Raw genomic sequence first — 24,296 nt, forward strand, 5'->3', positions numbered from 1 at the left:
AACCTTACAGGAAGTAAGAAACCTTTCTGGTACCATGACAATAAGCAATGAATAAAAAACAGGGCGATGGTATAAAAAATGTTTAGCTCTCTTGCATGTTGTTTCTGGGGATTGCCACGAATGCACTAATGATTTTGAGAATTTATTAGTGCTTGAGTGGACAAACATAAAATATAGCGAAAGACATTTCGGAAGAGCTGCATTCATCAATAATCAATTAAATATTTCAAAAATCAAAAAATGGACAATTCACCGCAAAACTCAAACCCCAACAAATTCCTTCACTGGTTAAAAAATTCTATCACCGCCAGAATGTTCGTCATTGGTTTTCTTACCCTTATTTTACTTATTCCGCTTTTTATGGTGCAGGAATTAATTAAGGAGCGCTCGCAGAGACAGGAAAGTGTAGTTTCAGAAATCAACGATAAATGGGGTGACGAAGTAGTGCTCTACGGGCCAGTTTTAAAGATCCCTTATCGCACTTATAGTGAAAAACATATTACCAATTCCAAAAAAGAGCTTACTACCGAAAGCATTGAAGCCTTGAAATATTTATACTTTTTTCCGCATCAGCTTAAAATTCATTCAGTAGTTGATCCCGAAATAAAGAAACGCGGAATTTATCAAACTGCCGTTTATAAAAGTAAAACTGATCTTAGTGGAAATTTTTCAATTTCAGATTACCAGAATGAGGATATTTCAGAAAAAGATATTCTCTGGGATAAAGCCCGAATCATCTTCAAGACTTCTAATTTAAAAGGGGTCAATAACGAAATATATATCCAGTTAGGTAATTCCAGCTATACCTTTAAGTCGAAATATGAAGAACATAATCAACTTCGTCCTAATGAACAGGAGCTGTTTTTGATGGAAAGTGGAATTCTCAAAGAAAGTGATTTTCTAAAGGAGAAATCGGTGGAATTTAAGATGGAAGTGTCAGTGAACGGAAGTTCAGAAATTTCTTTTGTCCCGATTGGAAAGACTACAGAAGCTGAAATTATTTCAGATTGGAAAACCAGCAGCTTTAAAGGGAATTTTCTCCCTTATAACGAAGATAAGATTACAGATTCAGGTTTTAAAGCCAAATGGAAAATTCTGGATATCAACAGGCCATTTCCCCAGGTTTTCAATAATAATCTGCCCAGGCTCACAGAGTATGCTTTCGGGGTAAATTTTATGATCCCGGTAGACGAATATCAAAAAAGTGAAAGAGCTACGAAATATGGCTTTCTGGTAATAGGCCTCACTTTTTTACTATTTTTCCTGATCCAGACTTTAAGTAAAATCCCCATCCATCCATTTCAATATTTAATGATTGGTTTAGGATTGGTCATGTTTTATACCCTGCTCATCTCGATTTCTGAACACAGCAGTTTTCTGAAAGCTTATTTGATCGCAGGAATTTCGGTTCTATTGATGATAAGCCTTTATTCTAAAAGCATTTTAAAAGGCTGGAAATTCCCCATATTTATTGGGCTCTCTCTATTTGCCCTGTATTCTTTTATTTTTATCATCATTCAGCTGGAAAGCTATGCGCTGCTGGTGGGAAGTATTGGATTATTCCTGATCCTCGCCGGGGTGATGTATGTTTCCCGAAAGATAGACTGGGACCATCAATAAAAATTTTAACCAGGAAAGTTTCTTGAAAGAGAGACTTTCTTTATATCTAAAATATTATGAAACTATTTCTAAAAAATACGCTTACTCCCTTTCACTGGATATTGATATATGGTTTTAGCCTGTTATTGCTAAGAATTATTATTACCGGTGAATTATATTTTATTTTCCTGGCCTGGAACCTTTTTTTAGCCGCTGTTCCGCTTTGGATCTGTAAAATAATTGAAAAATTTCACGGTAATATAGGAATGGGAACCGTATTGCTTTTTGCAGTTTGGTTACTTTTTCTACCGAATACGTTCTATGTAGTTACAGATTTGATGCATTTACAGAATTCTTCAGGAGCCTTGCTTATGTTAGATGTATTGCTAATTCTTTCATTTGCCCTTATTTGCCTGTACCTTGGTTTCGCTTCACTACAAAAAATGAATAAAATTATAATAGATAGTTTTCATCTAAGGAGCCTGATTTTTTTTAATTATAGCATTCTCATTTTATGTTCCTTCGGAATATATCTGGGAAGGTTTTTAAGATATAATTCTTGGAATATTATTAGTAATCCGAAAAGTCTATTCCTGGATTGTTTCAATTTTCTGAAATATCCTATGGAAAATAAGGAAGTATGGATATTTACATTTGGCTTTGGATTGTTTTTAATTTCGATACATAGGTTATTTAATAAAACCAGTTATGCAATTGATCAGGAATAAACATATATATTATTTTCTAGGCTTTGTATTCCTATTTATCATCGAAGTCCTCATCGCGAACTTCGTAACCGACTCTTTCGTGAGGCCTTACCTGGGAGATTTTCTCGTGGTGATCCTGATCTACTGTTTCCTGATGTCTATTTCAAAAATATCGGTAGTAAACGGACTCCTAATTGTCTTGCTGTTCTCTTTTGCTGTAGAATTTTTTCAACTTATTAATATTGTAAAGCTACTGCAATACCAGCCACCCAGAATAGTGATGATCGTTTTAGGCAGCAGTTTCTCAGTTTGGGATCTAATGGCTTATACCTTGGGGATTTTATTTTCGGGAATTATTGAATATGCAAAAAATAGGCAATTTTCAAAGGCATTTTGTCGGGACTTATAAATTCGTACTTTCTTCAAGATACATGAACCCCGCACAACCTGAGTAAATTTTTGTCAAAAATTATTTTCTGAACTAATAATTACAATTTACATTTATACTTCATAAATATAAAATGACAACATTCCCCTCTTCACTCCCCAATGATCTGCTTCAAAAGCTGGACGACTTTGCCAGGCAATATGGTGTGTCAAAAAATAAAATTATAAAAAAAGCACTCTCCATTTATCTGGATCAACTTAATCGTGCTAAATATGCCAAATCTTTTCAAACAGCGGGACTAGATAAAGAAACCATGGCTATTGCTGAAGAAGGAATGGAAGCTTATCTTAGTAAATTGGATTAAGGAAATTTATATTGAGGCAAGGGGAAATTTGGGAATTTTATCTTGATCAGGTTTCCGGACGGGAGCAAGGAGGAAGGCGACCGGCAATTATAATTAGCGGTAACCTATTGAACCAGTATTTGGACGTAGTAATTGTATGCCCGCTCACCACCAGCATTAAGAATTATAAGGGCAACCTGATCTTAAAGCCTAATAATTCAAATGGTCTACAAAAAATGCGGAAGTCCTTACTTTTCATATCCGTTCGGTTTCCAAAAACCGGTTGGGTAAAAAATTTGGTAGTGTGCCGGAAAAAGATATTAGCTTTATTAAAGCAACTTTAGACGATATTTTACGGTATTGAGACTGTAAATACATTAAAGACAGAGGCCTGAAACAACTATTTTCACCACTAATTTCGTTGGTATATCTAATGGTGCAGGTCATCACTTTCATTTCCATTTCCAGAACATCTATCGATGTCAGATAATACAAGGCTACACTTCCGAAGAAAGGAATTTTAGGAAGCTATAGTCACCTTTATAAGAATTTAAGATTTGTTCACCACGGCAAATAGTATTTTGCTGAAAATTTTTTGAAATGCTCACTATTTTTCTTCAAGACGACGAAACTCCCAAAGACCAAACTGGTGAAATAGATGTAAACACTCAGTCTATGGTCGAAAAAATTGACACCTGGCTAGACGGATTTATACGTAACGTTCCTAATATTGTTATCGGGATTGCGCTTTTTATTGCTATGATCTACGTAGGACGCTGGGCAGGACGACTGGTGAAAAAGCAAATGAGTAAAAGAGGCCGGGACAATTTTGGAGAGATTCTGGGTGGATTTCTAAAATATACTATTGTAATCGTAGGCTTGATGCTAGCGCTAACCGTCATCTCCCCAAACTTAAAACCGGCAGATCTTATCGCCGGCCTGGGAGTGAGTTCTGTCGCTATTGGTTTTGCGTTTAAGGATATTTTACAAAACTGGCTTGCCGGAATTTTGATCCTGTTACGTCAACCCTTTAAAATAGGGGATCAGATTGTGGTTAACGGCTATGAAGGAACAGTAGACAGGATAGAAACCCGGGCCACTATTATCACTACTTATGACGGGCAGGATGTGGTAATCCCGAATGGGGATATTTATACCAATGCGGTACAGGTAAAAACTGCGCATCATTTAATAAGGAGTCAGTATGATTTGGGATTGGGATACGACCAGGATCGCAATAAAGCAATGAAAATTCTTCGAGATACTATTGAAGGAATTGAGGGAGTGAACAAAGATAAACCCATTGATATACTGCCTTGGGACCAATCTGATAGCTGGCTAACCATAAGAATGAGATGGTGGACTAATTCTGAAAGGGCTGATGTGGTAAAAATCTTTTCTAAAGTTATACTGGAAACCCAGAATGCAATGGATAAGGCCGAAATTGATCTTCCGTTCCCTACCCATGTGGAAATAAGCGAAAAATTAGAGGAGCTGGATACAGAGGCTGAAAAACCCGCAAAAGAAACTCAATAAATATTTTGCTAAAGTTCTGCTTATAATCTAATTCTATTCGGTGCCTTCTACGTAATCCTGTAAATAGGAATATAAAGGAGTAAGTTTTCCTTGGTCAGTCATTTTTGCACGACCCAGAATCCCCTCTTTATCCTCATTGAAAAAAGCCGGAATTACATGTTCAAGGAACATTTCTCCAAAACCTTCACTGGCATCCATTGGTAATTCACAGGGCAAATTATCTACGGCCATAATGCTAATAGCAGACGGATCCAAAAAATCTATTTCCCTTCCGGTTTGAGGATCGTAACCATAAAAAGGTTCAGAGATGGTAGATGGTCTAATCGTACTGGCGATGGGACCTGCAATGTCACAGGAAATATCTGCGACATATTTAATTCTGAAATCTTTGTGCTTAATATCTTTTTCGGTATAAAATACCGGCGAACCTTCTCCATAAAAATGTCCGGCAATAAAGACTTCGCTTGTTTTGGCAAATTTCATAAAGTCCGGCACATAATTCTCGGGCACCTTATAAAATTCCTGCCTGCTTCCCTCTGCCCCATCCTTTCGTTTAGCATAATCCAGAACATCTATTTTACAATAAACGGGCTCGTTGAATTCACTCCTCAGATATTCTTCTGCCGAAAGCTTTTTTATTTTTAGATGATCCATAATTTCTTTTGCCCCACGAGCCACTTTTCCACTTCCTGTCAAAACAAATTTATAAGCCGGAATTTTTATTTTATCCAGTTCTGCCAGCATAGACTTCAGATCTGGCAGGTCTTCTGCCTTGGGTAGTTTAAAGCTTTCTTCTTTGATCCCAATTGCCCGAATTCCGTTGTAGGCACCTACCAGTCCGGCATAGCGACCAAAACCAATGAGTCTGCCATTATTTTTATTGGTAATCACCTCATGATCATACAACTCTATATTTTGTGACAGAATTTCTCGAAGTAAGTCACGATTATATGGCTGTTTTTTGATGGTATGGGAAAAGAAAAAGTACTTTTTGTCAGGTATTAAATTTGGTATAGGCACTTCTTTTACACCCAATAATACCTCACAATCACTAATATCTTCGGAAACTTCAAAACCTGCATCCCGATATTCCTGATCTCTAAATATCCTGATATCAGAACTTTCCACTTTAAATGAAGCCTCCGGAAATTGGGAAACTACTTTTTTTAGCATCTGTGGGGAAAAAACCACTCTTCTGTCTGGCGGTGTTTTCCGTTCTTTGATCAGCGCGAATTTTATCATTCTGGTATAGGTTTTGCTTATTTGTGTAGTGTCTCAAAGATATAAATTTAAATGAGTATCTTTGCTGACCCAATTGGAATCTCTGATTGGTTTTCTTTGACAATTGATCTTTTGAATATGCGTCATTCTGAACTTGTTTCAGAATCTTAATATTATAAAAGGTTGAATTTGCGTTAGGGATTGAAGCGGCATCCTTTTTTGAAGTGCTGAGCCCAGAGCCTGTCGAAGGGTCGAAGCACACAAAAAAGATATAGCGGAAAGCCCGACCATCGAGTGATAACGAGATGGGAACGCCATCCTTCGACAAGCTCAGGATGACAAAAAGAAAGATGTTCATTATTTTATGGGGTCGACTTGGTTTTGACAGCGAGTCTAATTGAGTTGTAAGCACGTAGAGCGCTGGGATATAGCTCTTAAATATCATATTTCACACTTTTTTAAACGGCGAGAATAACTACGCCTTGGCTGCGTAACCGAATTACAGTAGGTTATACTTAGTCCCTGCAAGGCAGGGAGCCGAGATGTCTCGTGAAGGCCTTGATTTACGGCATTCACACCTGAGGCACCGATAAAGTAAATATAGTGACTGCAGGGTCCTGATGCGGTTGCGAAACTTAAGTGGGAATACGTGTAAAGTTGGTGGTTTTCGGCCGGCTTTGCATCGACAATCAAGTGAAAACTAAACGTGTAGAAAGCATCTGAATTGCTTGTTTGGACGAGGGTTCGAACCCCTCCGACTCCACTTTAAAGCCTCGTAAGCACTGTGTTTACGGGGCTTTTTATTTTTAGTGACACCAAATAATTGGACATTTCTGGTTATCAATATTGGACATCCCGTGATAAGTTTTAGATGAGAATGTTTAAAAGAGTTTTCAATTCCCTCAGAAATTTTTCCTAATAGCTTTACAATTTTATTTGTACCTAAGATATACCACCAAATCTTTACTGGACAATTGGTGATATTGATAAATATATCGTATTCAGCGTATATTATCAGAATCCTTAAAGCTGCCTGAAATGAATATTAAGTTTTGGAAGAAGTAGAAATGGGTTAACTAAGATTTATTATTAATAAAACATATTTGTATTCCTGTAAAAAAATTTAAAAAGAATCTGTTAGAATTCAATCTAAATGGCATTCAATTCCTAGAAATTGATGAAATGAAAATTAAGGATGGACTTTGAGACCATTCCAAAAGAGGAAGAACTTACATGTAACTTCCAGTAAAATTTAAGGTAAGACTTTATAAATAACTTATTCCTGGAGACTTAGAAAAATTATGACTCAATTCGTTATTGGTCAATTGAAAAAAGCTTCTCAAAAAACTCTGTCTTTTTTACGTCATGTGGAGACAAGTAGTCCTCCCTCTTTACCTGTACAAAGCCCATAAATCTAAAATAGCGCTGAAAGGTACGCAGGGAATAACATCTGAATGAACGGTCTCCTTCTTCCATAAGCTGCGGAAAAGCTTGAAAATACATTCCTGCATAGAAATAAGGAGATCTCATTTCGCTACCGTATTTTTTAAGTAAGAAAAGGCTAAAGGCAGGATTTATTCGACCTATAGCTTCAGAATCATAACCATCATAATATCCCCAATTAAATTTATAGAATAGAACACTCAGAATTTCTTTTAAGATATAATTTCCATCTTCTGCATGTTTTTCTCCTGTTTTGGTCAGGCTCAATTTTCCATTTCTCTTTTTGGCCAGACTTGAAATTTCCAATAAAATGCGCGTAATGCTAATTTCTTCTGCATCACTCTCTTTATATAATTTGGTTATTCCATTTTCGATCCCTTCATTTTTCAGTAATCTGAGTGCATAGATCTCTTTGACCAGTTTGGTAGATAAAGCCCCGGTTTTGGTCAATTTTAATTCCTTTCCACCTTTCATTTTATCGATAAGTAATCGAACCTTTACCAGCAATGGACATTCTTTAAGTTCGACTTCAGAAAGCTTATTCAAATTCAACGGACCTGCACCTTCGGGGAAAATTTGAAGAGCTCCCATTTGCATGGGTGTTAACCCATCAAAATCATCCACACCACTCTCATTATGGGCGTTTACTCTTTTTTGAAATTCTTTATTAAGGTCTTCCAGATTGTCAAAACCTTCCAAATCATCGAGATTAATCATAGTCGCTATTTTCAATAATGCTTTTTAGGAGCGATCTTTTTCCTGATCATCATCCTCTAATTTATCTAAAAGCTCCTCAAAAGAAGTTGCGTTTTTAAGTTTTTCCTCTTCGCTCATCATTTCATAATCCTCTGCAGTTTTTTTGATACTATCGATCTGTTCCTGTATCTCTTCTTCCTCAAAACCTGCAAAGGTCATTTCGTAGAGGCAATGCGCCAAGATTTCCAGTTCGGTAAATTCTTTTAAACTTTCATTACAAATATCCATTCCCAACCATTCTTTCCAGGACGTAAATTCTATGGCGTAAGAAGATGATTGTGCCTCGTTTTTAGGATGCTTGTATTTCCCGGAAACATCTACATATTCCTCTCCGTCAAAGTCATCTTTTACTGTCTTTATCTCAATCGTCATATCGGTTTCTTCGGGAGCCATCATCAGCAATTTTTCAAATACTTCCTCATAGCCTTCGAGGCTTTTTTCTTCATCGGAATATAATTCCAGAAGTATAGCAGAAATACTTAACCAGGAATTGCTTTGTACCAGCTGTTCTAAGGTCATATTGATTTAATTTTACTCTGAAGGTTTAGATAAAATTAGGGTTTTTATATTTGAATCGCTTGGCATCTCTTAACTGAATATCCTGGCACTAAATAGAAGAATCAAATTCAAGAACTGAACAATTTAATTAACGACATATTTTGTCGCTTACTCTTTTTTTATTTGTTCTGAATTTCTAATTTAACAATATGAATATTTTATATCTACACGGACTCAAAAGCAAATTGAGTTCAGAAAAACGAAAAGCTTTAGAACAATACGGCAAAGTTTTCGCTCCGGATATTGACTATTCCAAAGATCATGTTCAGTACACTCAAATTCTTCGGCAATTTCCAAACACTCAATTTAATGCAATTATTGGTAGCAGTATGGGTGGTCTAAATTCCTATATTATTTCAAACTGGATTGGCCGCCCTGCTCTATTGTTCAATCCTCCTTTATCCAAACATCCATGGAGTACTATGCACCTGAAGGAGAAATTTGTCAGGGGTAATGCTTCAAAACAAGTTGTGTTAGGAGCTAGAGATGAAGTTGTAAATCCGAAGGATACACTAAACTATATCGCTAGTGGCCTTTATGATGATGAACTAGTCATAAAAATCCATCCTCAACTCGGTCATCGAATTCCGTTGGATGTATTTGAAGTTGAAGTAAAGGAATTCTTCGATAAAATCTGCCACTAAAACTTAAAATATGTCTGTACGCCAAAGCTTAAAACGATATACAAAAATCATTTCACTTCTAAGAAGAAGACCTATGAGTTATCAGGAAATTCAGGATGAAATATCACTGGATCCGGATGCTATAGCAGAAAAGCTACTGACCTCTCAGCGAACTTTACAACGAGATATTATTGACATCGCCTCTATTTACGAGATTGAAATAGATTCTGATAAAAGCACTAATAAATACTACATTAAAGAAGATGTTGAAGAAATACATTCCCGAAGATTAAGGGAAAATTTTGAGATCGTGAATGCCATTAAGATGGCAAAGGGGTTTGGTAACACGCTGATCTTTGAAGAAAGACGGCATTTGGGGACAGAACATATGGCTGGTTTAATCCACGCTATCCAAAATAATCTCTTTATCGAATTCAATTATATTAAATTTTGGGATGGTTCTGAAAGTAGTCGTAAAGTGAAACCTATTGCATTAAAAGAAGCCAGAAACCGCTGGTATCTAATTGCGATGGACGATAAAGACGAGCGTATAAAGAATTTTTCACTGGACCGAATTCAGGATCTCAGTATTTCCTCAAATAAATTTAAACCTGTTTCTTATAATATTGAACAAGAGTTTAGGGATAGCTTTGGAATAATTAATGGAACGGGCGAAAAACCTGTAGATGTCATTCTTTCCTTTACTCCTGAACAAGGGAGATATATCAATTCACTTCCCCTGCATCACAGTCAGGAATTGATATCTAATGATGAAAATGAATTTCAGTTCAGTTACTACATAAGACCTACCTATGATTTTAAAATGGAGATACTTTCTTATGGAGATCAGGTTAAAGTATTGGAGCCGGAAAATTTACAAGAAACTATATCTAAGAATCTTAAAGCTGCATTGAATCTGTATTAAGCTTCTGAATAATAGGCTCTAATGGGTTTATATTTCTAAAAACTTCACTGAGTCTTGGCTTTTATGCCACAAGATTAATAAATAGCTATAGCTATAAGCCAAAATATGCGTAGTTTTATCCTGTCCGTAATTTTGAACTTTCCTTTTTTAAATATTCTTTAATTTCTTCAAAACTCATTCCCTTCAAGTCCATTGAAATTTGATCTTTGATTTTTCGGAATGTTTTTACCGTATCAAAGCCTCCTGCCGAACGGACAGGTTCTTTTTTTTGATTTTGTTTTTTAGTTTCCATAATCGACAATTTCTTTAGGTGAACGTATTTCCAATGATGGATAGTTCATTCTTAAATTTATTGAATTATACCCTCTTATTCTATAAACATTTACAATATGTTTAAAATTCCAGCTTACTAAAATATCTGCACGATGAATTGTAGCTGTTGCAATATGGATACAATCATCAAAACTTGTCAGTCCAACTACTTTTTCATCCACATATTTCGTAGCGAGTGAAAGAATTTCATCTGTAATTTCAACTTTTTCTAAACTCTCCTTTGGTAATTCGGCAAAATATTCTTTAACTTTCCTTGGTGCTTTTACCAATTCCGTTTCGACCAATTCTGAAAATATGCAAGCAACTTCTCCATTATTGATCCGTTCGAACAATAGTAATGTAAACTCGTCAAATTCTTTGTCAAATACTCCCCCAAAAACTGAAGTATTAAGATAAAAGCGTTGTTTCATTAAAGTGATTTCGTTATAATCAAATTTACAAAATTTTGAATTACAATAATTTATCGATTTATTACGATTTCTCGCATTACACACCTCGGTGAGAAACCTGTAGATGTCATTCTTTCCTTTACTCCTGAACAAGGGAGATATATTAATTCACTTCCCCTGCATCACAGTCAGGAATTGTTATCTAATGATGAAAATGAATTTCAGTTCAGTTACTACATAAGACCTACCTATCATTTTAGAATGGAGATACTTTCTTTTGACCATCAGATTAAGGTTCTGCAGCCTGTGAGTTTAAGAGAAACTATATCTGAAAGTTTAACTGCCGCACTGAATCTGTATTAGCGAAATCCAGCTTCAAATCTCAGTATAAAACTTTTAAGCAATCTATTAATATTCACTTTCCCCACCGGGTTTGCACTTTGGCAGGCCCATAATGGCGGCAGTACTTTATTGTCTAAACAATATTCTACCAGCCACTTGGCACAATCATAACCTGTAGGTTGGTTTTCTCCCAAATCATGGTCAAAACAAATGCCATCAGGTAATCCATTTTTCTGGATCCAGTTCACAAATTCCTGCATATTTTTCACCCAGATCACTTCCACCTCTTTCCCAATTGGGCTATAAGCTAGCCAATCCAACCTTACATCTTTTGGATCTCGTAAATCATCAAGCCAGATAAGGGTCCTCCTTTTTATAATTTTGGAATCCAAGGATGGTAGTTTTCTTTTCTTCGATGTTATTGTTGAGATTTTTTTCAAACTTTTCCTGACGACAAAACCCCAGAATCGCTTTGAAATCAATTTTTTCAGCATTGATGATTTCATGGGTTATAATCTTACGGATGATATTCTCTATTTCTCCTCCTGAAAACTCGAAGCTTCTTGCTAGTTCTAAATACTGCTCGGGAGCTAAAAAATCTAACTTACTTTTCCAGATATTTTCCCTCGCAGCTATATCCGGTCTGTCAATCTGAATTTTGAATAAAAATCTTCTTTCGAAAGCTTTATCCAGATTATCAATTAGATTAGTGGTAGCGATGAAAATACCTTTGAAATTTTCCAGTTCTTTCAGAAGTATATTTTGAATGGTATTGATGGTTTGATCAACATTCGAATCTGAAATTCCAGAGCGCTTAGACAAAATAGCATCAGCTTCATTAAAAAGTAATATAGGAGCCAATTCCTGTGCAGTTCTGATTCTTTCGTAATTCGTAAATATTTTCTTAATCAATTTTTCACTGTCTCCAAACCACTTAGATTTTGTTTCGCTTATATCTACTTTCATAAGATCTCTTCCAGTTTTCCTGGCTAATTGCAACACCCCTTCCGTTTTACCTGTTCCTGGGGGTCCGTAGAAAATGCAATTGAAACCAATAGGTAAACCTTTACTATTGAGTATTTCCTGCACTTCCTGAAACCTGTCTGGCTTCAGAGCCTAAGAAAGAATGTTTATATTTTGCTTTTCTTTCTCATTATAGTACAGTTGCTTTGAGCGAATACTATCACAGCTTACGAAATCCTTTTTGTCAATTTCGGCAATTTTAATACCTTCCTCTTCCAATAGTTTGATACCCTCATTTGCTAATTTTAATCCTGAATCATTAAAGAAATTCGATTTTTCAATTTCGATAAGGTTCTTTGTTATCAGGTCATTTTCACCAGAAATTAATTTCTGACAATACTTGATTCTCCTACTTGACTCTCGAATAAAACCATCAATTGTTCTGGACATACTTGACACTTCAGTTCCTGTTACTGAAGACCATAAAACATACAAGAAAACCGCCTTGTCCCTATCATTTAATTTTAGAGCCTTAATTTTCCTTATACCTGGGAAATTTTCATTTTTATCCAGAAGTTCATTGGATTCAAAGTATAACATGTATGGCTTAATTTCTTCATCTGCGCACTGCTCTGCGAGTTCGAAGATCATTTCTAAAACATCGATAGAAGATTTGATTTTCTTTTCCTGTTTTTCAATAGGAAATTTATTGTACAGAATCGCCTCCTGAATATTATTATTTATGATATACTCTTCTCTCATTTGGCTATATCTGCCCTGCATTTCCCTCTGTGCAACTAACTCTCTTGAAATAAGCTCTTTAAAAATTTCAATTTTTGACATCACATCAATAACTTTACATTTTAGATACTTGGCAAGAGAAGAATAATCTACCTGTTCATTTTCCATATTTTGCGTGAAAATCAACGAAAAGAGATAGGCCGATTCTATGGAAATATTCAGTTTATCAGATAGAAATTTTAATTCTGGATCCAGTTTCTCAAAAAAGGAGGTTTCCAATCCCTTTCCTTTAGCCGAAGTGTAAATTTTTGATATACTTTGTAGAGCCTGATTATCAAAGTTTGTATTCATTCTATAATTATTTACAGCAAGAATAAATACAGAGCAAGACAGAAGATGTCGCTATAGCTTTAAATATTTTTCAGGCATAAGGGTTAGTTTGATATCAGTAATTTATATATTTAGCCTGACTCTTCTTCCCCTACCGTAAAGAGTGATTTTTTAAAATAATTACATTCGAACAAATTTGAACCCGAGATATCTTACCAAATCCCGTTTTAAACTGGCACTGGATTGTCCAACCAAACTGTACTATACCCGTAAGAAAGAGTATGCAAATAAAAGCGAATCAGATTCATTTTTGGAGGCATTAGCACAGGGAGGTTTCCAAGTTGAGGAACTGGCAAGAATGGATTATCCCGACGGCATTGCTATAATTGGAGATGATTATAATTATGATCTTCTGGCTGAAAAAACCCGGAACCTTCTTGAACAGGAAAATATTACTATTTTTGAACCCGCTTTTTTAATCAATGACCTTTTTATTAGGGTTGATATGCTCGTGAAAAGCGGGAATAATATCAAACTTATTGAGGTTAAGGCTAAATCGATAAGGAGTGTTGATCATGAGTCTTTTATAAAGTCAAATGGCCAACTCGGCGGTGGCTGGGATCTTTACTTATATGATATTGCTTTTCAAAAATATGTGATCCAGTCCAGTTATCCCGAATGGAATATATCATCTTACCTGAAACTGGCCGATAAAGATGCAACAACCACAGTAGATGGTTTACATCAATGTTTTAAGGTGGTTTCAGACTCAGATTTGCGCACCGGAATCGAGAAAAAAGAGGGTATTACGAAAGCTGATCTTGGAGATTCCATATTATGTGAGATCAATGTGAGTGGAGAAATTGATTTAATTCTGAATAATAATCCGCTGGACGAAAACCGGAGCTTTGAAGGAACAGTCAAACACTATAAAGATCATTATAAAAATGATGTGAAATTATTTACTGAAATAGGTACTCATTGTAAGGGCTGTGAGTTTGTTTCTGAAAATTATGAAAATGGATTTAAAAGCGGATTCCATGAATGCTGGCAGAAACAATTACAACTTCCTAAAGAAAAGATTGACCGACCTAAGGTATATGATGTCTGGTATAACCCTGCAAAAAATGCCATTGAAGAAGACCGTTATTTTATGGAGGAGTTAACTGAAAATGATCTTAATATCAGGTCTGAAGCTGGAAAAATGAGTAGATCGGAGCGTCAATGGTTACAGATTGAAAAACATAAATATGCTGATGATTCCCCTTATTTTGATATAGATAACCTACGGCAAGAACTGGATTCCTGGAAGTTTCCATTGAATTTTATCGATTTTGAAACAACTGCAGTAGCTATTCCTTTTATTGCCGGAATGCATCCGTATGAACAGCTGGCTTTCCAGTTTAGCCATCATATAGTTTATGAAGATGGAACTGTTGACCATTTTAATGAGTATTTGAATACGGAAATTGGAGCTTTCCCTAATTTCGATTTTATACGAGCCTTAAAGAAATCTCTATCCGTGAACGAGGGAAGCATTTTCAGATATCACAATCATGAAAACACGATCGTGAATGTTATCTATAACCAACTTAAAAATTCTAAAGAACCAGACAAAGAAGAACTTCTGAATTTTATCAGAAGTATAAGTCACAGCACAAATAAAAATACTGAATCCTGGGCCGGTGACCGGGATATGATAGACCTTCAGAAAACGGTGGTGAATTATTATTATGATCCTGATACGGGAGGCTCAAATTCCATTAAAGCTATCCTCCCTGCCGTTTTGAGGTCTAGTGTCTATCTCCAGGAAAGATATCAAACACCTTTAGGCAAGCTAAATCTTAGCAGTAAGAATTTTCCTGAGGACCATATTTTCCTGATGTTCGAGAACGGTAAACCGGTAAACCCCTATAAAGCCCTGCCTTCAGTCTTTGACGGCTGGGATAACGAAAAACTGGAACAGGTATCGGAAAGTCTTACCGAAATAAAAGACGGAGGGGCTGCTCTTTTCGCTTATCAAAAATTACAATTTGATGACGTACCTGAAATTGAAAGAAATGCCATCCAGGAAGGCTTACTTAGATATTGTGAACTGGATACCCTGGCCATGGTGATGATCTATGAGTATTTTAAAAACGTATGTGAATAATTAAAAATATAAGATGAATAAAATAATCAACCTAAATGGCAACGCCGTAGAACTTGCCCAGGTCAAATCAATCTCCGTTAATGAATATTTTGATGTAGAACCTAAGACCAATCAGCTCAAGATTGAGTTCAAAGGTCGAAAAGAATACATATTCAACCCAGGAATTAAAGAATGGGAACTTAACACTTTCAATGATGTTTTACTAGTGGATTATCCTGATGGCCAAACTGCGATTGAGAATTACCTGCAGATCATGGAAATCTGGGAAGAGGCGCTGCAGAAAGAATAAGGCCTCAAGAAACGCCTGATTATTTATTTTTAGTTACCTCACATCCGGTGCCTTCTGCAATGTTATCTAACAGAGCATTTGCTTCGATAGAAAATAAATGTGACGAGTAATCTCTTATTGAGAAAGCGAATTACCCACAACAAGAAACTACAAACAAAAATTGTTCGCAATTATATTCAGGCATTTAATACCTGCCGCACGTTTTATCTTAACTTATATGAAGTCGTTACTAGAACTCCTTTGAAACCGAGCGATTGTACAGACAATAGTTGTTTTTCTTCTTTCGTCTTAAAGTTAAACGGGGAGGCGGAAAGCTTTACGCCACTTTGTTTTTTTAGTCTGATGCCCTGCCCCGAGATAATATCCTTATTGGGTTTAAAGTCTTTTTCCGGTAAGTGCTCGGTTAAAATGACATAATTAAAATCGTATAATTTTTCTATTACCTTTTGAATTTCTGCATTCGATAAATGTTGCAACACCTGCCTTAGAATCGCACAATCTCCCTGGGGTAGCATATCTATTGCAATATCCAAAGCCTGAAATTCTAAATTACCGGCCTTGAATTCCTTTTTATTATGAGCTATAAGCTCCGGCACTATGTCTATACCAATGTACTTTTTGGAGTACCTCACCAATTCATTCCCAATATTAAAATCTCCGCAACCCAGATCACAAATCACAGGCGGAGTTTCAAAATCTTTTAAAAATGCAGAAACTGCAGCTATATAGGGCTCCACTGTTTCAGGATGATGTGAGCCTAAACCGGAGTAAAATTCAGATTTATTTCCACCCCACAGGTTCTTTTCATAGATCTGTGCCATAGCAGCTTTAGTTGGCCAGGGCTGTTTTATTTTTTTATTTTTAGTCATTTAAAAGATAGAAACTAAATCATCACTCAAAAGTAATGGATTAAAATCTGTAACCTGCAATGGGTGAAGCACCAAATTTTATTTTTCAAAAGTGGCCAGAAAGCAGGGAATGGTATAATAAAACCACCAAATGCCAAATTCTAAATCCCACTAGATTGAGCAATAGCTAAAAGACAACAGCTGCTAGCTAAAAAAAGTTTTACGCTACCTTTGGCGCTACTCAAAATATTATGAAAAGAGCTTTTGGAAGATATAGAAAAAGTGCTTTTGGAAGGTTTGTTTTTCGCAATCAAAAGTACGCTCCCGTTCTTTTTTTTATGGGTGGTTTTATTTTTGATACTTTGACCTTAGGGCGAATAGATCGTGTTTATGATACGGTGGTACTTTGCTCGCATATGACCTTATTATCTGTAACGCTTTATTTATATAATTCAGTGGATGAGGATAAGTGGGAAGATACTTTCATAAGACGTTATTCCGAATATTTTCCGCTAGCTATACAGTTCTTCTTTGGCGCACTTTCAAGTGCTTTTGTCATCTACTTTTTCAGAAGTGTGTCCATGTCAAAAACTATGTTTTTTTTCATATTGCTGGTTCTGCTCTTATTCGCAAACGAGTTTCTTAAAAAGAAAATCTCCAATAAATACCTTCAGTTTAGTGTTTATTTTTTTATAAGTTTTACCTTTTTCGCCTTTATGATCCCCACGCTGATCAAGGAAATGAATACCTTTATTTTTATCATTTCGGGACTTGTAAGTTTGGGGTGTACGCTAGCACTCATCACCGTTATTTACAGTCAAAGCCCAGGCACAAGAGCTGCGATAAGTCTAAAAAAACTGATCAGTCTTATCCTTTCTATCTATATAACAATTAATGTTTTTTACTATTTCAATCTTATTCCACCGGTGCCGCTGGCTATGGATACCGGGTTGGTGGCTCATGAGGTGCAGAAAAAAAATAACGAATACATCGTTACTTACGAGAACAATCCTTGGTATGTATTTTGGCGAAAACATCACACCACATTTCATCGACAGGAAGGTCAAAGAGTTTATGTCTTCACTTCGGTTTTTGCACCTACAGATTTAAAAAAGTCCATTTTTCATAGATGGAAATGGTACAATCCAGAAACCAGAAGTTGGGAAGTAACTGATAAAATTAACTTTAAAGTTACCGGTGGGCGTGATCGTGGTTTCCGTGGATATACTCATAAAAATAACCTTAGGGAAGGCCAATGGAAAGTTGATGTAATTACCGAAGAGGAACTGGTACTTGGTGTTGTGGATTTTGTGATTAAAAAAACTTCTGAACCTCATAAAGAAGGAATGGTAACGAAATCATTTTAACAACTGTTTTCTTAATCATATTCAATGCCCTAAAAGTCTTTGATAAAACGCTTCAGAACCCTAGATCGACTTCCGGTAGGTTTGGTAAAAATGTTCTTGTGGTTATTGGAATTTCGATTGCTGAAAACCTTGTCCCCCATGCTGCGCAAAGTCTTCCTAAATCTGTTAAAAGAACAGGTGCTCCAGCTATATAAGGGTTTACTACCCCAGGTTCATGGGAGCCCAAACCGGAATAAAATTCAGATTTCTTAACACCCCATAAGTTTTTTTCATAGATCTGCGCCATGGCATTTTTAGTTGACCAGGGCTTTTTTAGTTTTTTGTCTTTTGTCATTAAAAGATATAAACCGGCTGATTACTTACCCAAAACAGCATGCACAATAAACATAAAAACTAATCCCTCATTTCGATGATCATGCAGTCAGGCTCCTTCCAATCAAATAAAGAACCGTCCTCATTAACTTTTCTAAATTTACACCGATGGCCATTAAAACTATACTCATAAAGTACCTTTCCTTTGCTCTTCAGCACCCCTTTCTGTGGCTTTCCCTTAACCTTTACTCTCCAGCTTTGGCGAGTGTCGGGCAGATTGAAAAGCAGGTATTCAGGGTATATTCCGGTATTCTCGAATTCGCGCATGCCGCCTTGTTGAAAAGTAATTTGCATATTAAACCAGATAAGTGTTATGCTATCGTACCTAACCTACAATAATATTGTGTTTTCTAAGCTTTGAAGCCAGTCTCTCTTCCAAGTTCAGAATATCTTTATCATTGAGTTCTATTAATTTAATATTATATTTTTTATATAATTCTTGCTTTATCTTTTTTCTAAATGCATACTTCTCATTTTCCTCTAAACCCCAATATTCTATATAAACTTTTTGAGAAGGGATATAAAAGTCACAATACATATCTTCATCAATATTCACTTTTCGTTCGTATGCATGAACAATTCCATTCTTATAAAGAAAATCGTCTATTAGAAGCTCTGCCCGGCTTCTTACATAATGACCATCAGGTGTTCGAAGATTAGCTGGGAATTTCACCCTAAAATCATCCATACTTTCTTTCTTCTGGTCCTCTGCTTGAATCTCTGAATCTCCTAAACTTTCTTTTATTTCTCTTAGAAGATGTTTATTAGTAAGGATTTTTTCATCCCAAATGATGTAGGGTTTTCCATTACGAGCTTCCATTTGCTTTGCTCCATTACGAATTCCAGAATTCGTGGAAACCCATCCTCCTTTACCTTTTTCGATCCATCCCAATTCTGATAGATAGAGATTAACTTTTCTACTTGAAATATTGAAATACTCTCCAATAGAAGTTGCATTAATTGTTTTATTAGAGTTCGCTTCCTTCAAAAAATCTAAGTCTTCAGGCCATACAACATATTCACCAAATTTTGGATTAAACTTTACATCACCTCCGGCAATTCATCCATTTTTAGTTAGATTCCAGTTTCCATCCTTTTTATACATCCATTCCTTCTCTTTTAAAACTTTGAAAAGTTCATTGGGTTCCAAGTTATTTTTCTTTGCTAATGCTGTGGTTGAAACAAATTTCATTCAGTATTAAATTTTTATTTTTAAGATAATTTTAATTTAGGTTCATCTGGTATTCTTGCCTTAAACTTCCCCTTCCATATATAATAACGCATTATACAATACACCGGAGCCGCTATAAAACCAAAGGCCACTCCAAAAATGAAAAACAGAAGGGTAAGAAACCTAATAAACATTTTCCTCATAAAAGATCCTCCTTTAGGAATATACTTTCTGTATGGTGAAAACAAATAAATATTAGCTAATACAGCACTTACAATAAAACCAGCAATTGGTATAAACCCAAGTAAAAAAGAAACTCCTGCTATTTTATAGAATTTCTTATCAATACTCTTCGTAAATGTTTTTATCGATGGTTCATTAAAAAGTTCCTCCCTACAATATTCGCATTTCTGAAATACTTCCCTATTCTGCAATTTATTACCACAGCTCGGACATTTTCTATGGGATATAAGATTAATTTGATGTTCTTTTACATTTGATATAAGAGTATCTTTCTTCTGCCCAAAGATGCCAATTTGATGCACCTGTGCTTGTTTATTTCCACACTTAAAGCATTTGATGGCAAAAGGCATATTTCGCTCTCCACACTTGGAACATTCGATTTTTTGCTGTTCTAGTTTCTTTTCCTGCTTCTTTCGCATGTAAACAAAAAGAGCTATTAAACCAGTGTAAAGTATTACCATTAAAATACCAGACCAGATGAGCAGAATAAAGCCAAAGAGCACCATACTATCTTCCAGCCAGCTAATTATTTTCCCGATAAACAGATTATCGTCTTCATCTATATCTTCAAGAAATTCTATAAAATCCTTTCTTAAAGATGCCAACCAATGTACAGCCAGCATTCCAAAAGTGAAAAGAATCCACATGGGATCAAAGCCGGCCAACTGTACTTCATTTAGGATTTGCACAGAACTATTATCTAATAACCCCAGACTTACGAGCATATAACTAGCCGGTTTAAAATAAGTTACCGCATTATTCATCAGGGAACGTATATCCGGATTTTTATCTGCCAAAATTTCGAGAAACGATAGAATGCCCAAAGTAACTAGTACCCAGGTTCTGGTTAACATGGTTCCATCGGGAACGGGATCAACTCCATCCATTCCCGGAAACAGATTAGGATAGGTTAAGAAGATACCGGTAAGAAAGGCTGGCAAAAAAGTCCTTGAAGCAAACAAAGGGATCATTCCCAACGCTGCAACAACTTGGATCACAGTCATGTTAAAATATATTTATGCTGGAATTGCTTCCGGGTTTTTATATACTTCTAAAATCATATTCAAACTTCCATCTTCTACCTCTTTTTGCAGATAAGTATTTGATTTAAATTTTTTCATATCATCTTTACTCACCTCAGAGTTTAAATAAAATTTAATATTTTCTGGAGTAAATTTCTTGGAATCATTTATCCTTCCTAGAGCTGTACAAGTATTACCTTCGATTTTATATTCAAATTCAAATAGCTGGAAACCTTCCTTTTTTTCTTTAAGTTTTACATCAGTAATTTTAATATTGAATAGGTAACTGGTAGTGATCCTATAAACAACCATCCAGAAAATAAACCAAATTGGCCAGAAAATTCCCCACAATAATCCAACTGCAAGTATTGTTAATAATGCAATTCTAAAAATCCATTTCATTTTTAAAAATTTGTTTATTATTATTGACTTTAATAAAATTAGTAGTTGACCGACGGTCTTTTATTCATGGTATATATATGCTGATACACATCAGCTGCTCTCTGCCCAACTTCTGCATCAGAATAGGAGTCTTCAGGTAAATAAAGAAGTTTCTCATAAATCAGTGTTTTGATCTGGGATCGCAGCATTCTGCTTTCTCTCCATCTATCAATCCTCAATTTTTCCTTCTTTAGAGTTGACAGCGTTTCTACTGAGATCTTCTTAATGGCTTTCAGGTCATTATCTTCTAATGATTTCCCTTCTTTTAGTAGGTCAAAAATTGCCAGTGTATCCTGGTCAATACTTTCCCGCATGGCTCTTTTATCTTCAAAATCAAGATCCCGGATAAACTCATTCAGTTTTTCAAAAGCCTTAATAGTATCTTCATAACTCTTACCTCTGTTATATTCATCTATGATCTCTTTATAGCGATCATAAAATTTCAATCTCATAGGATTATCCTGGATCATTTGTTGCACTTTGTTTTCAACCGCTTCCTGTAAGTTAAAAACTATTGTATTCTTCTTTTTTGATTTTGAAAAGGCTATTTTCAACTTATCAAAATCCAGACTAGATAAATCGACATAAACTTCTTCATCTCTGACCATGCCATTTTCCTGAACTAAAATGCTTTCACTTACAATAGACTGAAGTTCTCTTATGATCTCAGTGACATCGGCAGATTTCACCTTTTGATTTAAAGCCGAATAAATTGCATCTATTGCATTATATTTTTTGATGTATGGTTTCACCACATCGTCCGGAAATAAAGATTTATACTTTCTAAAAACATTCCGGGCCCTTACTTCAAAAGAAGCCCTGGACTTTTCGTTCAGATTAATCTTTTCAGTAGCCTGATTAAGAAGACCGATTTTCTCCATCGGTTTTACATCCAACATTTCGTCTAAATTGAAGCCTAATTCTTTTAAATACTGGTCAGTTTCAGCTATAGCTTTTTTTAATTCTTCTTCCTGTTCTTTCAGTAATTCCACCGGTTTTTCAGGACCACTCTCCCCTCCTCCCGGCTGTGATTTCCCTCCTTCTCCATAAACCGAATAAGCTTTTTCTAATTGCTTATAAACATTCCCGTAATCCACAATAAGTCCGTTCTCTTTTTCATCATCATATACCCGGTTTGCCCTGGCAATGGTTTGCATTAGAGTATGGCCCTTTATAGGTTTATCCAGATAAACGGTAGAAACACATTGCGCATCAAAACCGGTGATCCACATGGCGCAAACTATGGCTAAACGGAAGGGATTCTCAGGATCTTTAAATTCTTTTTCCAGGTTACGTTCCACCATTTTCTGGCGATGCGTAGCAATATCAAGTCCTAGTTTTCTAAACTTATCGATCTCATTTTGCTCACCGCTGACCACCACACAAACTTCAGTTTCTTTTACCTTCTGATATTTTCTTCTTAATTCCCGCTCTTCCTGAATATCTTCACAATCCTGAATTCGGTTCTCAAGTTCTAAAAGATATTCCGGCCAGTATTCTTTTACATAATCAAACATCCTAACAGCCGTTGGCTTATCTAAAGCCACAAACATGGCTTTCCCCTGATATCCCCTTTCATTGAAATGCCACACAAGGTCTTTAGCAATGGTTCTTAATCTCGGCTCCGCAGTTAAAACCGGATAATCTTTATTGAATAAGTATTCTAATTTCTTTTTCTGATCTTCATCAAGATCTTCATTTTCGAAGACCTCAGCCATCTGCTCATCCAATTCCGGATTGTCGATATTCAGCTTTTCTCCCCTGTTCAGGTAAAGAAGCGGAAGTGTTGCTTCATCTTCGATCGCTCTTTTGAAATCATAGATAGAAACGTAATCCCCGAAAATATTCCTGGTAATTTCTTCTTCCTCTTTGATAATAGGAGTTCCTGTGAATCCGAGATAAGAGGCGTTTGGAATGCCATGGTAACGCATATTCCTGGCGTAAGTTCCAGACTGAGTTCTATGGGCTTCATCTGAAATCACAATGATGTTCTTGCGTTCAGTGATCAATGGATATTGTAATTCTTCTTTGGGATCAATGGAAAATTTATGAATTAAAGTGAAGATATATTTATGGTTTTCTGCCAGCAGTTCTCTTAGATGTTCCCTACCCGTCATGCCTTTTTTATTTCCGGCAATGACATTCTTATTATTTACCGCTCCAACCCCGGAAAAAGTATCATAGATCTGGTTCTGAAGTTCGGTTCTGTCTAGCACGATTAGAAAAGTATAGGAACCTCCGAACTTGCGATGGATTTTTTCACTTAGAAATACCATGGAATAAGATTTCCCGCTTCCCTGGGTATGCCAGAAAACCCCAAGTTTTCCTTTTAGATCGTCTATATTTCTGGCGTTTTCCATCACCTTGTTTACACCAAGGTACTGGTGGTTTTTAGCCATTAATTTGGCCACCTCTCCTCCGGCATTATCATACAGAAGAAAATTCTCAAAAATATCCATAAACCTGTGAGGCGCACAGGTTCCCTTTAGCATGGTATCTAAACTAACCACTCCTTCTTCCTCCTCTTCAATTCGTTTCCAATCCAGGAAATACTTATACGGACTAGTAATTGTCCCTACCTTAGAATCTGTTCCATTACTCAAGATTATAAAAGCATTAGAATGGAAAAGCTCCGGGATCGCTTCCTTATAATCTTTTAGATTATCATCATAAGCGTGACGAAGATCTGTATGATGAGCTTTAAGTTCTATAAATACGAGGGGAATACCATTTACAAAACCAATAACATCTGGCCTGCGATTGTAATGCTGACCAAAAACCTCAAATTGCCTTACCGCCACAAAATCATTATTCGAATAATCTCTGAAATCAAAGACTTTTAATTTCTTCTTTTCAACTTCGTTCTTATCGTTAGTAAAAGAAACCGGCACTCCATTTTTAAAGAGGTCATACTTCTCCTTATTGATACGGGCAAGCTTTTTATCTGCCTCTCTTTGATCTATGATTTCGATAGCCTGATCATAAGCCTGTTGTGGCAAACCGGGATTAAGAGCCTTTAAAGCCTTCTCCAATTTGCCTTTAAGAAGGATCTCGGTCTTATCTTCCCTACCCGGAAGACCTTCTTTGCCTAAAGACTCATTTCTCCAGGCAGTCATAACGCACCAGCCTAAATCTTCCAGGGTATCCTGGGTAGCCTGTTCTACTAAAGCATCTTCTGAGTATTCGTAGCTCAT

Annotated in this window: 28 protein-coding genes, 1 other RNA gene and 1 pseudogene; 14 read left to right on the forward strand and 16 right to left on the reverse strand. The window is 36.0% G+C overall.

Going from position 1 to position 24,296, the window contains the following annotated elements; all coding sequences use genetic code 11:
* Positions 1–240 precede the first annotated feature (240 nt).
* The 7 genes and pseudogenes from creD to GFO_RS12095 all read left to right on the forward strand — a co-directional run bounded on the left by creD (position 241) and on the right by GFO_RS12095 (position 4,573).
* Complete coding sequence (gene creD / locus GFO_RS12070; RefSeq protein WP_011710419.1) at positions 241–1,620, forward strand: cell envelope integrity protein CreD; 1,380 nt, start codon at positions 241–243, stop codon at positions 1,618–1,620.
* 56 nt (positions 1,621–1,676) lie between these two features.
* Positions 1,677–2,327 (forward strand): DUF1361 domain-containing protein, encoded by a 651-nt coding sequence (locus GFO_RS12075; RefSeq protein WP_011710420.1) that lies wholly within the window; start codon positions 1,677–1,679, stop codon positions 2,325–2,327.
* Positions 2,308–2,715 carry a ribosomal maturation YjgA family protein gene (locus GFO_RS12080; RefSeq protein ID WP_011710421.1) on the forward strand — a complete coding sequence of 136 codons (408 nt, stop codon included), beginning with the start codon at positions 2,308–2,310 and terminating at the stop codon, positions 2,713–2,715. Before GFO_RS12075 ends, GFO_RS12080 begins: the two co-directional genes overlap by 20 nt.
* A 112-nt stretch (positions 2,716–2,827) precedes the next feature.
* Positions 2,828–3,058 (forward strand): CopG family transcriptional regulator, encoded by a 231-nt coding sequence (locus tag GFO_RS12085; RefSeq protein ID WP_011710422.1) that lies wholly within the window; start codon positions 2,828–2,830, stop codon positions 3,056–3,058.
* An 11-nt stretch (positions 3,059–3,069) separates the two neighbouring features.
* Positions 3,070–3,210: pseudogene (locus tag GFO_RS18070) on the forward strand (type II toxin-antitoxin system PemK/MazF family toxin); the annotation flags it as partial.
* A gap of 110 nt (positions 3,211–3,320) precedes the next feature.
* Entirely contained in the window at positions 3,321–3,401 is an 81-nt protein-coding gene (locus GFO_RS18075; RefSeq protein WP_341475728.1) for a hypothetical protein, read from the forward strand.
* A 236-nt stretch (positions 3,402–3,637) separates the two neighbouring features.
* Positions 3,638–4,573, forward strand: a complete 936-nt coding sequence (locus tag GFO_RS12095; protein ID WP_011710425.1) for a mechanosensitive ion channel family protein — start codon at positions 3,638–3,640, stop codon at positions 4,571–4,573.
* 33 nt (positions 4,574–4,606) lie between these two features.
* Here GFO_RS12095 and GFO_RS12100 read toward each other — a convergent pair whose 3' ends face one another.
* Entirely contained in the window at positions 4,607–5,815 is a 1,209-nt protein-coding gene (locus GFO_RS12100) for an NAD(P)-dependent oxidoreductase (RefSeq protein ID WP_011710426.1), read from the reverse strand.
* Between the two features lie 345 nt (positions 5,816–6,160).
* Here GFO_RS12100 and ssrA point away from each other — a divergent pair.
* Positions 6,161–6,560, forward strand: a transfer-messenger RNA (tmRNA) gene (gene ssrA, locus GFO_RS17555).
* 548 nt (positions 6,561–7,108) lie between these two features.
* Here ssrA and GFO_RS12105 read toward each other — a convergent pair.
* Both GFO_RS12105 and GFO_RS12110 read right to left on the reverse strand, forming a co-directional pair.
* Positions 7,109–7,954: a hypothetical protein gene (locus GFO_RS12105; protein ID WP_011710427.1), complete on the reverse strand. Its 846-nt coding sequence runs from the start codon at positions 7,952–7,954 to the stop codon at positions 7,109–7,111.
* Positions 7,955–7,978: 24 nt separating this feature from the next.
* Positions 7,979–8,512: a DUF6557 family protein gene (locus GFO_RS12110; RefSeq protein WP_011710428.1), complete on the reverse strand. Its 534-nt coding sequence runs from the start codon at positions 8,510–8,512 to the stop codon at positions 7,979–7,981.
* 188 nt (positions 8,513–8,700) lie between these two features.
* On the opposite strand from GFO_RS12110, the gene GFO_RS12115 reads away from it, so the two are divergent.
* Together GFO_RS12115 and GFO_RS12120 are read left to right on the forward strand one after the other, a co-directional pair.
* A complete protein-coding gene (locus GFO_RS12115; protein ID WP_011710429.1) occupies positions 8,701–9,195 on the forward strand; it encodes a YqiA/YcfP family alpha/beta fold hydrolase in 495 nt (164 codons plus the stop codon).
* A gap of 10 nt (positions 9,196–9,205) precedes the next feature.
* Positions 9,206–10,099 (forward strand): helix-turn-helix transcriptional regulator, encoded by an 894-nt coding sequence (locus GFO_RS12120; protein ID WP_011710430.1) that lies wholly within the window; start codon positions 9,206–9,208, stop codon positions 10,097–10,099.
* Between the two features lie 115 nt (positions 10,100–10,214).
* Here GFO_RS12120 and GFO_RS17825 read toward each other — a convergent pair whose 3' ends face one another.
* Both GFO_RS17825 and GFO_RS12125 read right to left on the reverse strand, forming a co-directional pair.
* Positions 10,215–10,391: a hypothetical protein gene (locus GFO_RS17825; RefSeq protein WP_011710431.1), complete on the reverse strand. Its 177-nt coding sequence runs from the start codon at positions 10,389–10,391 to the stop codon at positions 10,215–10,217.
* Positions 10,381–10,842 carry a PIN domain-containing protein gene (locus GFO_RS12125; protein WP_041250118.1) on the reverse strand — a complete coding sequence of 154 codons (462 nt, stop codon included), beginning with the start codon at positions 10,840–10,842 and terminating at the stop codon, positions 10,381–10,383. The genes GFO_RS17825 and GFO_RS12125 overlap by 11 nt, the downstream gene beginning before the upstream one ends.
* Before the next feature lie 156 nt (positions 10,843–10,998).
* On the opposite strand from GFO_RS12125, the gene GFO_RS17560 reads away from it, so the two are divergent.
* Positions 10,999–11,184 (forward strand): WCX domain-containing protein, encoded by a 186-nt coding sequence (locus GFO_RS17560; RefSeq protein WP_479875136.1) that lies wholly within the window; start codon positions 10,999–11,001, stop codon positions 11,182–11,184.
* Here GFO_RS17560 and GFO_RS12135 read toward each other — a convergent pair.
* The 3 genes from GFO_RS12135 to GFO_RS12145 are packed head-to-tail and all read right to left on the reverse strand — an operon-like array spanning position 11,181 to position 13,035.
* Entirely contained in the window at positions 11,181–11,483 is a 303-nt protein-coding gene (locus GFO_RS12135; protein WP_049792133.1) for a cyclic-phosphate processing receiver domain-containing protein, read from the reverse strand. The two genes, GFO_RS17560 and GFO_RS12135, sit on opposite strands and share 4 nt — an antisense overlap.
* 28 nt (positions 11,484–11,511) lie before the next feature.
* The gene (locus tag GFO_RS12140; protein ID WP_011710434.1) at positions 11,512–12,252 is read right to left on the reverse strand and encodes an ATP-binding protein; all 741 of its coding nucleotides are present in this window, start codon (positions 12,250–12,252) and stop codon (positions 11,512–11,514) included.
* A 27-nt stretch (positions 12,253–12,279) separates the two neighbouring features.
* On the reverse strand, positions 12,280–13,035 hold the full coding sequence (locus GFO_RS12145) for a hypothetical protein (RefSeq protein WP_148264620.1): 756 nt from the start codon (positions 13,033–13,035) through the stop codon (positions 12,280–12,282).
* Between the two features lie 358 nt (positions 13,036–13,393).
* Between GFO_RS12145 and GFO_RS12150 the strand changes: the two genes are divergently transcribed.
* Positions 13,394–15,349, forward strand: coding sequence for a DUF2779 domain-containing protein (locus GFO_RS12150; RefSeq protein ID WP_011710436.1), 1,956 nt, complete (start codon positions 13,394–13,396; stop codon positions 15,347–15,349).
* Positions 15,350–15,362: 13 nt separating this feature from the next.
* Complete coding sequence (locus GFO_RS12155) at positions 15,363–15,638, forward strand: hypothetical protein (RefSeq protein WP_011710437.1); 276 nt, start codon at positions 15,363–15,365, stop codon at positions 15,636–15,638.
* Positions 15,639–15,841: 203 nt separating this feature from the next.
* Here GFO_RS12155 and GFO_RS12160 read toward each other — a convergent pair whose 3' ends face one another.
* Positions 15,842–16,507 (reverse strand): class I SAM-dependent methyltransferase, encoded by a 666-nt coding sequence (locus GFO_RS12160; protein WP_011710438.1) that lies wholly within the window; start codon positions 16,505–16,507, stop codon positions 15,842–15,844.
* Positions 16,508–16,737: 230 nt separating this feature from the next.
* Here GFO_RS12160 and GFO_RS12165 point away from each other — a divergent pair, with 230 nt between their 5' ends.
* On the forward strand, positions 16,738–17,853 hold the full coding sequence (locus GFO_RS12165; protein WP_011710439.1) for a DUF2914 domain-containing protein: 1,116 nt from the start codon (positions 16,738–16,740) through the stop codon (positions 17,851–17,853).
* A 52-nt stretch (positions 17,854–17,905) separates the two neighbouring features.
* Here GFO_RS12165 and GFO_RS18080 read toward each other — a convergent pair whose 3' ends face one another.
* The 7 genes from GFO_RS18080 to GFO_RS12195 all read right to left on the reverse strand — a co-directional run bounded on the left by GFO_RS18080 (position 17,906) and on the right by GFO_RS12195 (position 24,296).
* Positions 17,906–18,187 (reverse strand): hypothetical protein, encoded by a 282-nt coding sequence (locus tag GFO_RS18080; protein WP_011710440.1) that lies wholly within the window; start codon positions 18,185–18,187, stop codon positions 17,906–17,908.
* Between the two features lie 59 nt (positions 18,188–18,246).
* The gene (locus tag GFO_RS12175; protein WP_041250119.1) at positions 18,247–18,492 is read right to left on the reverse strand and encodes a hypothetical protein; all 246 of its coding nucleotides are present in this window, start codon (positions 18,490–18,492) and stop codon (positions 18,247–18,249) included.
* A gap of 58 nt (positions 18,493–18,550) precedes the next feature.
* Positions 18,551–19,213, reverse strand: coding sequence for a PDDEXK family nuclease (locus GFO_RS12180; protein WP_011710442.1), 663 nt, complete (start codon positions 19,211–19,213; stop codon positions 18,551–18,553).
* A gap of 72 nt (positions 19,214–19,285) precedes the next feature.
* The gene (locus GFO_RS17565) at positions 19,286–19,417 is read right to left on the reverse strand and encodes a phage antirepressor KilAC domain-containing protein (protein ID WP_011710443.1); all 132 of its coding nucleotides are present in this window, start codon (positions 19,415–19,417) and stop codon (positions 19,286–19,288) included.
* 20 nt (positions 19,418–19,437) lie between these two features.
* Positions 19,438–20,643, reverse strand: coding sequence for a zinc-ribbon domain-containing protein (locus GFO_RS12185; protein WP_011710444.1), 1,206 nt, complete (start codon positions 20,641–20,643; stop codon positions 19,438–19,440).
* 12 nt (positions 20,644–20,655) lie between these two features.
* On the reverse strand, positions 20,656–21,063 hold the full coding sequence (locus GFO_RS12190; RefSeq protein ID WP_011710445.1) for a hypothetical protein: 408 nt from the start codon (positions 21,061–21,063) through the stop codon (positions 20,656–20,658).
* Between the two features lie 38 nt (positions 21,064–21,101).
* The gene (locus tag GFO_RS12195; protein WP_011710446.1) at positions 21,102–24,296 is read right to left on the reverse strand and encodes a type I restriction endonuclease subunit R; all 3,195 of its coding nucleotides are present in this window, start codon (positions 24,294–24,296) and stop codon (positions 21,102–21,104) included.

It is taken from the genome of Christiangramia forsetii KT0803, from assembly GCF_000060345.1.
Taxonomy (GTDB): Bacteria; Bacteroidota; Bacteroidia; order Flavobacteriales; family Flavobacteriaceae; genus Christiangramia; species Christiangramia forsetii.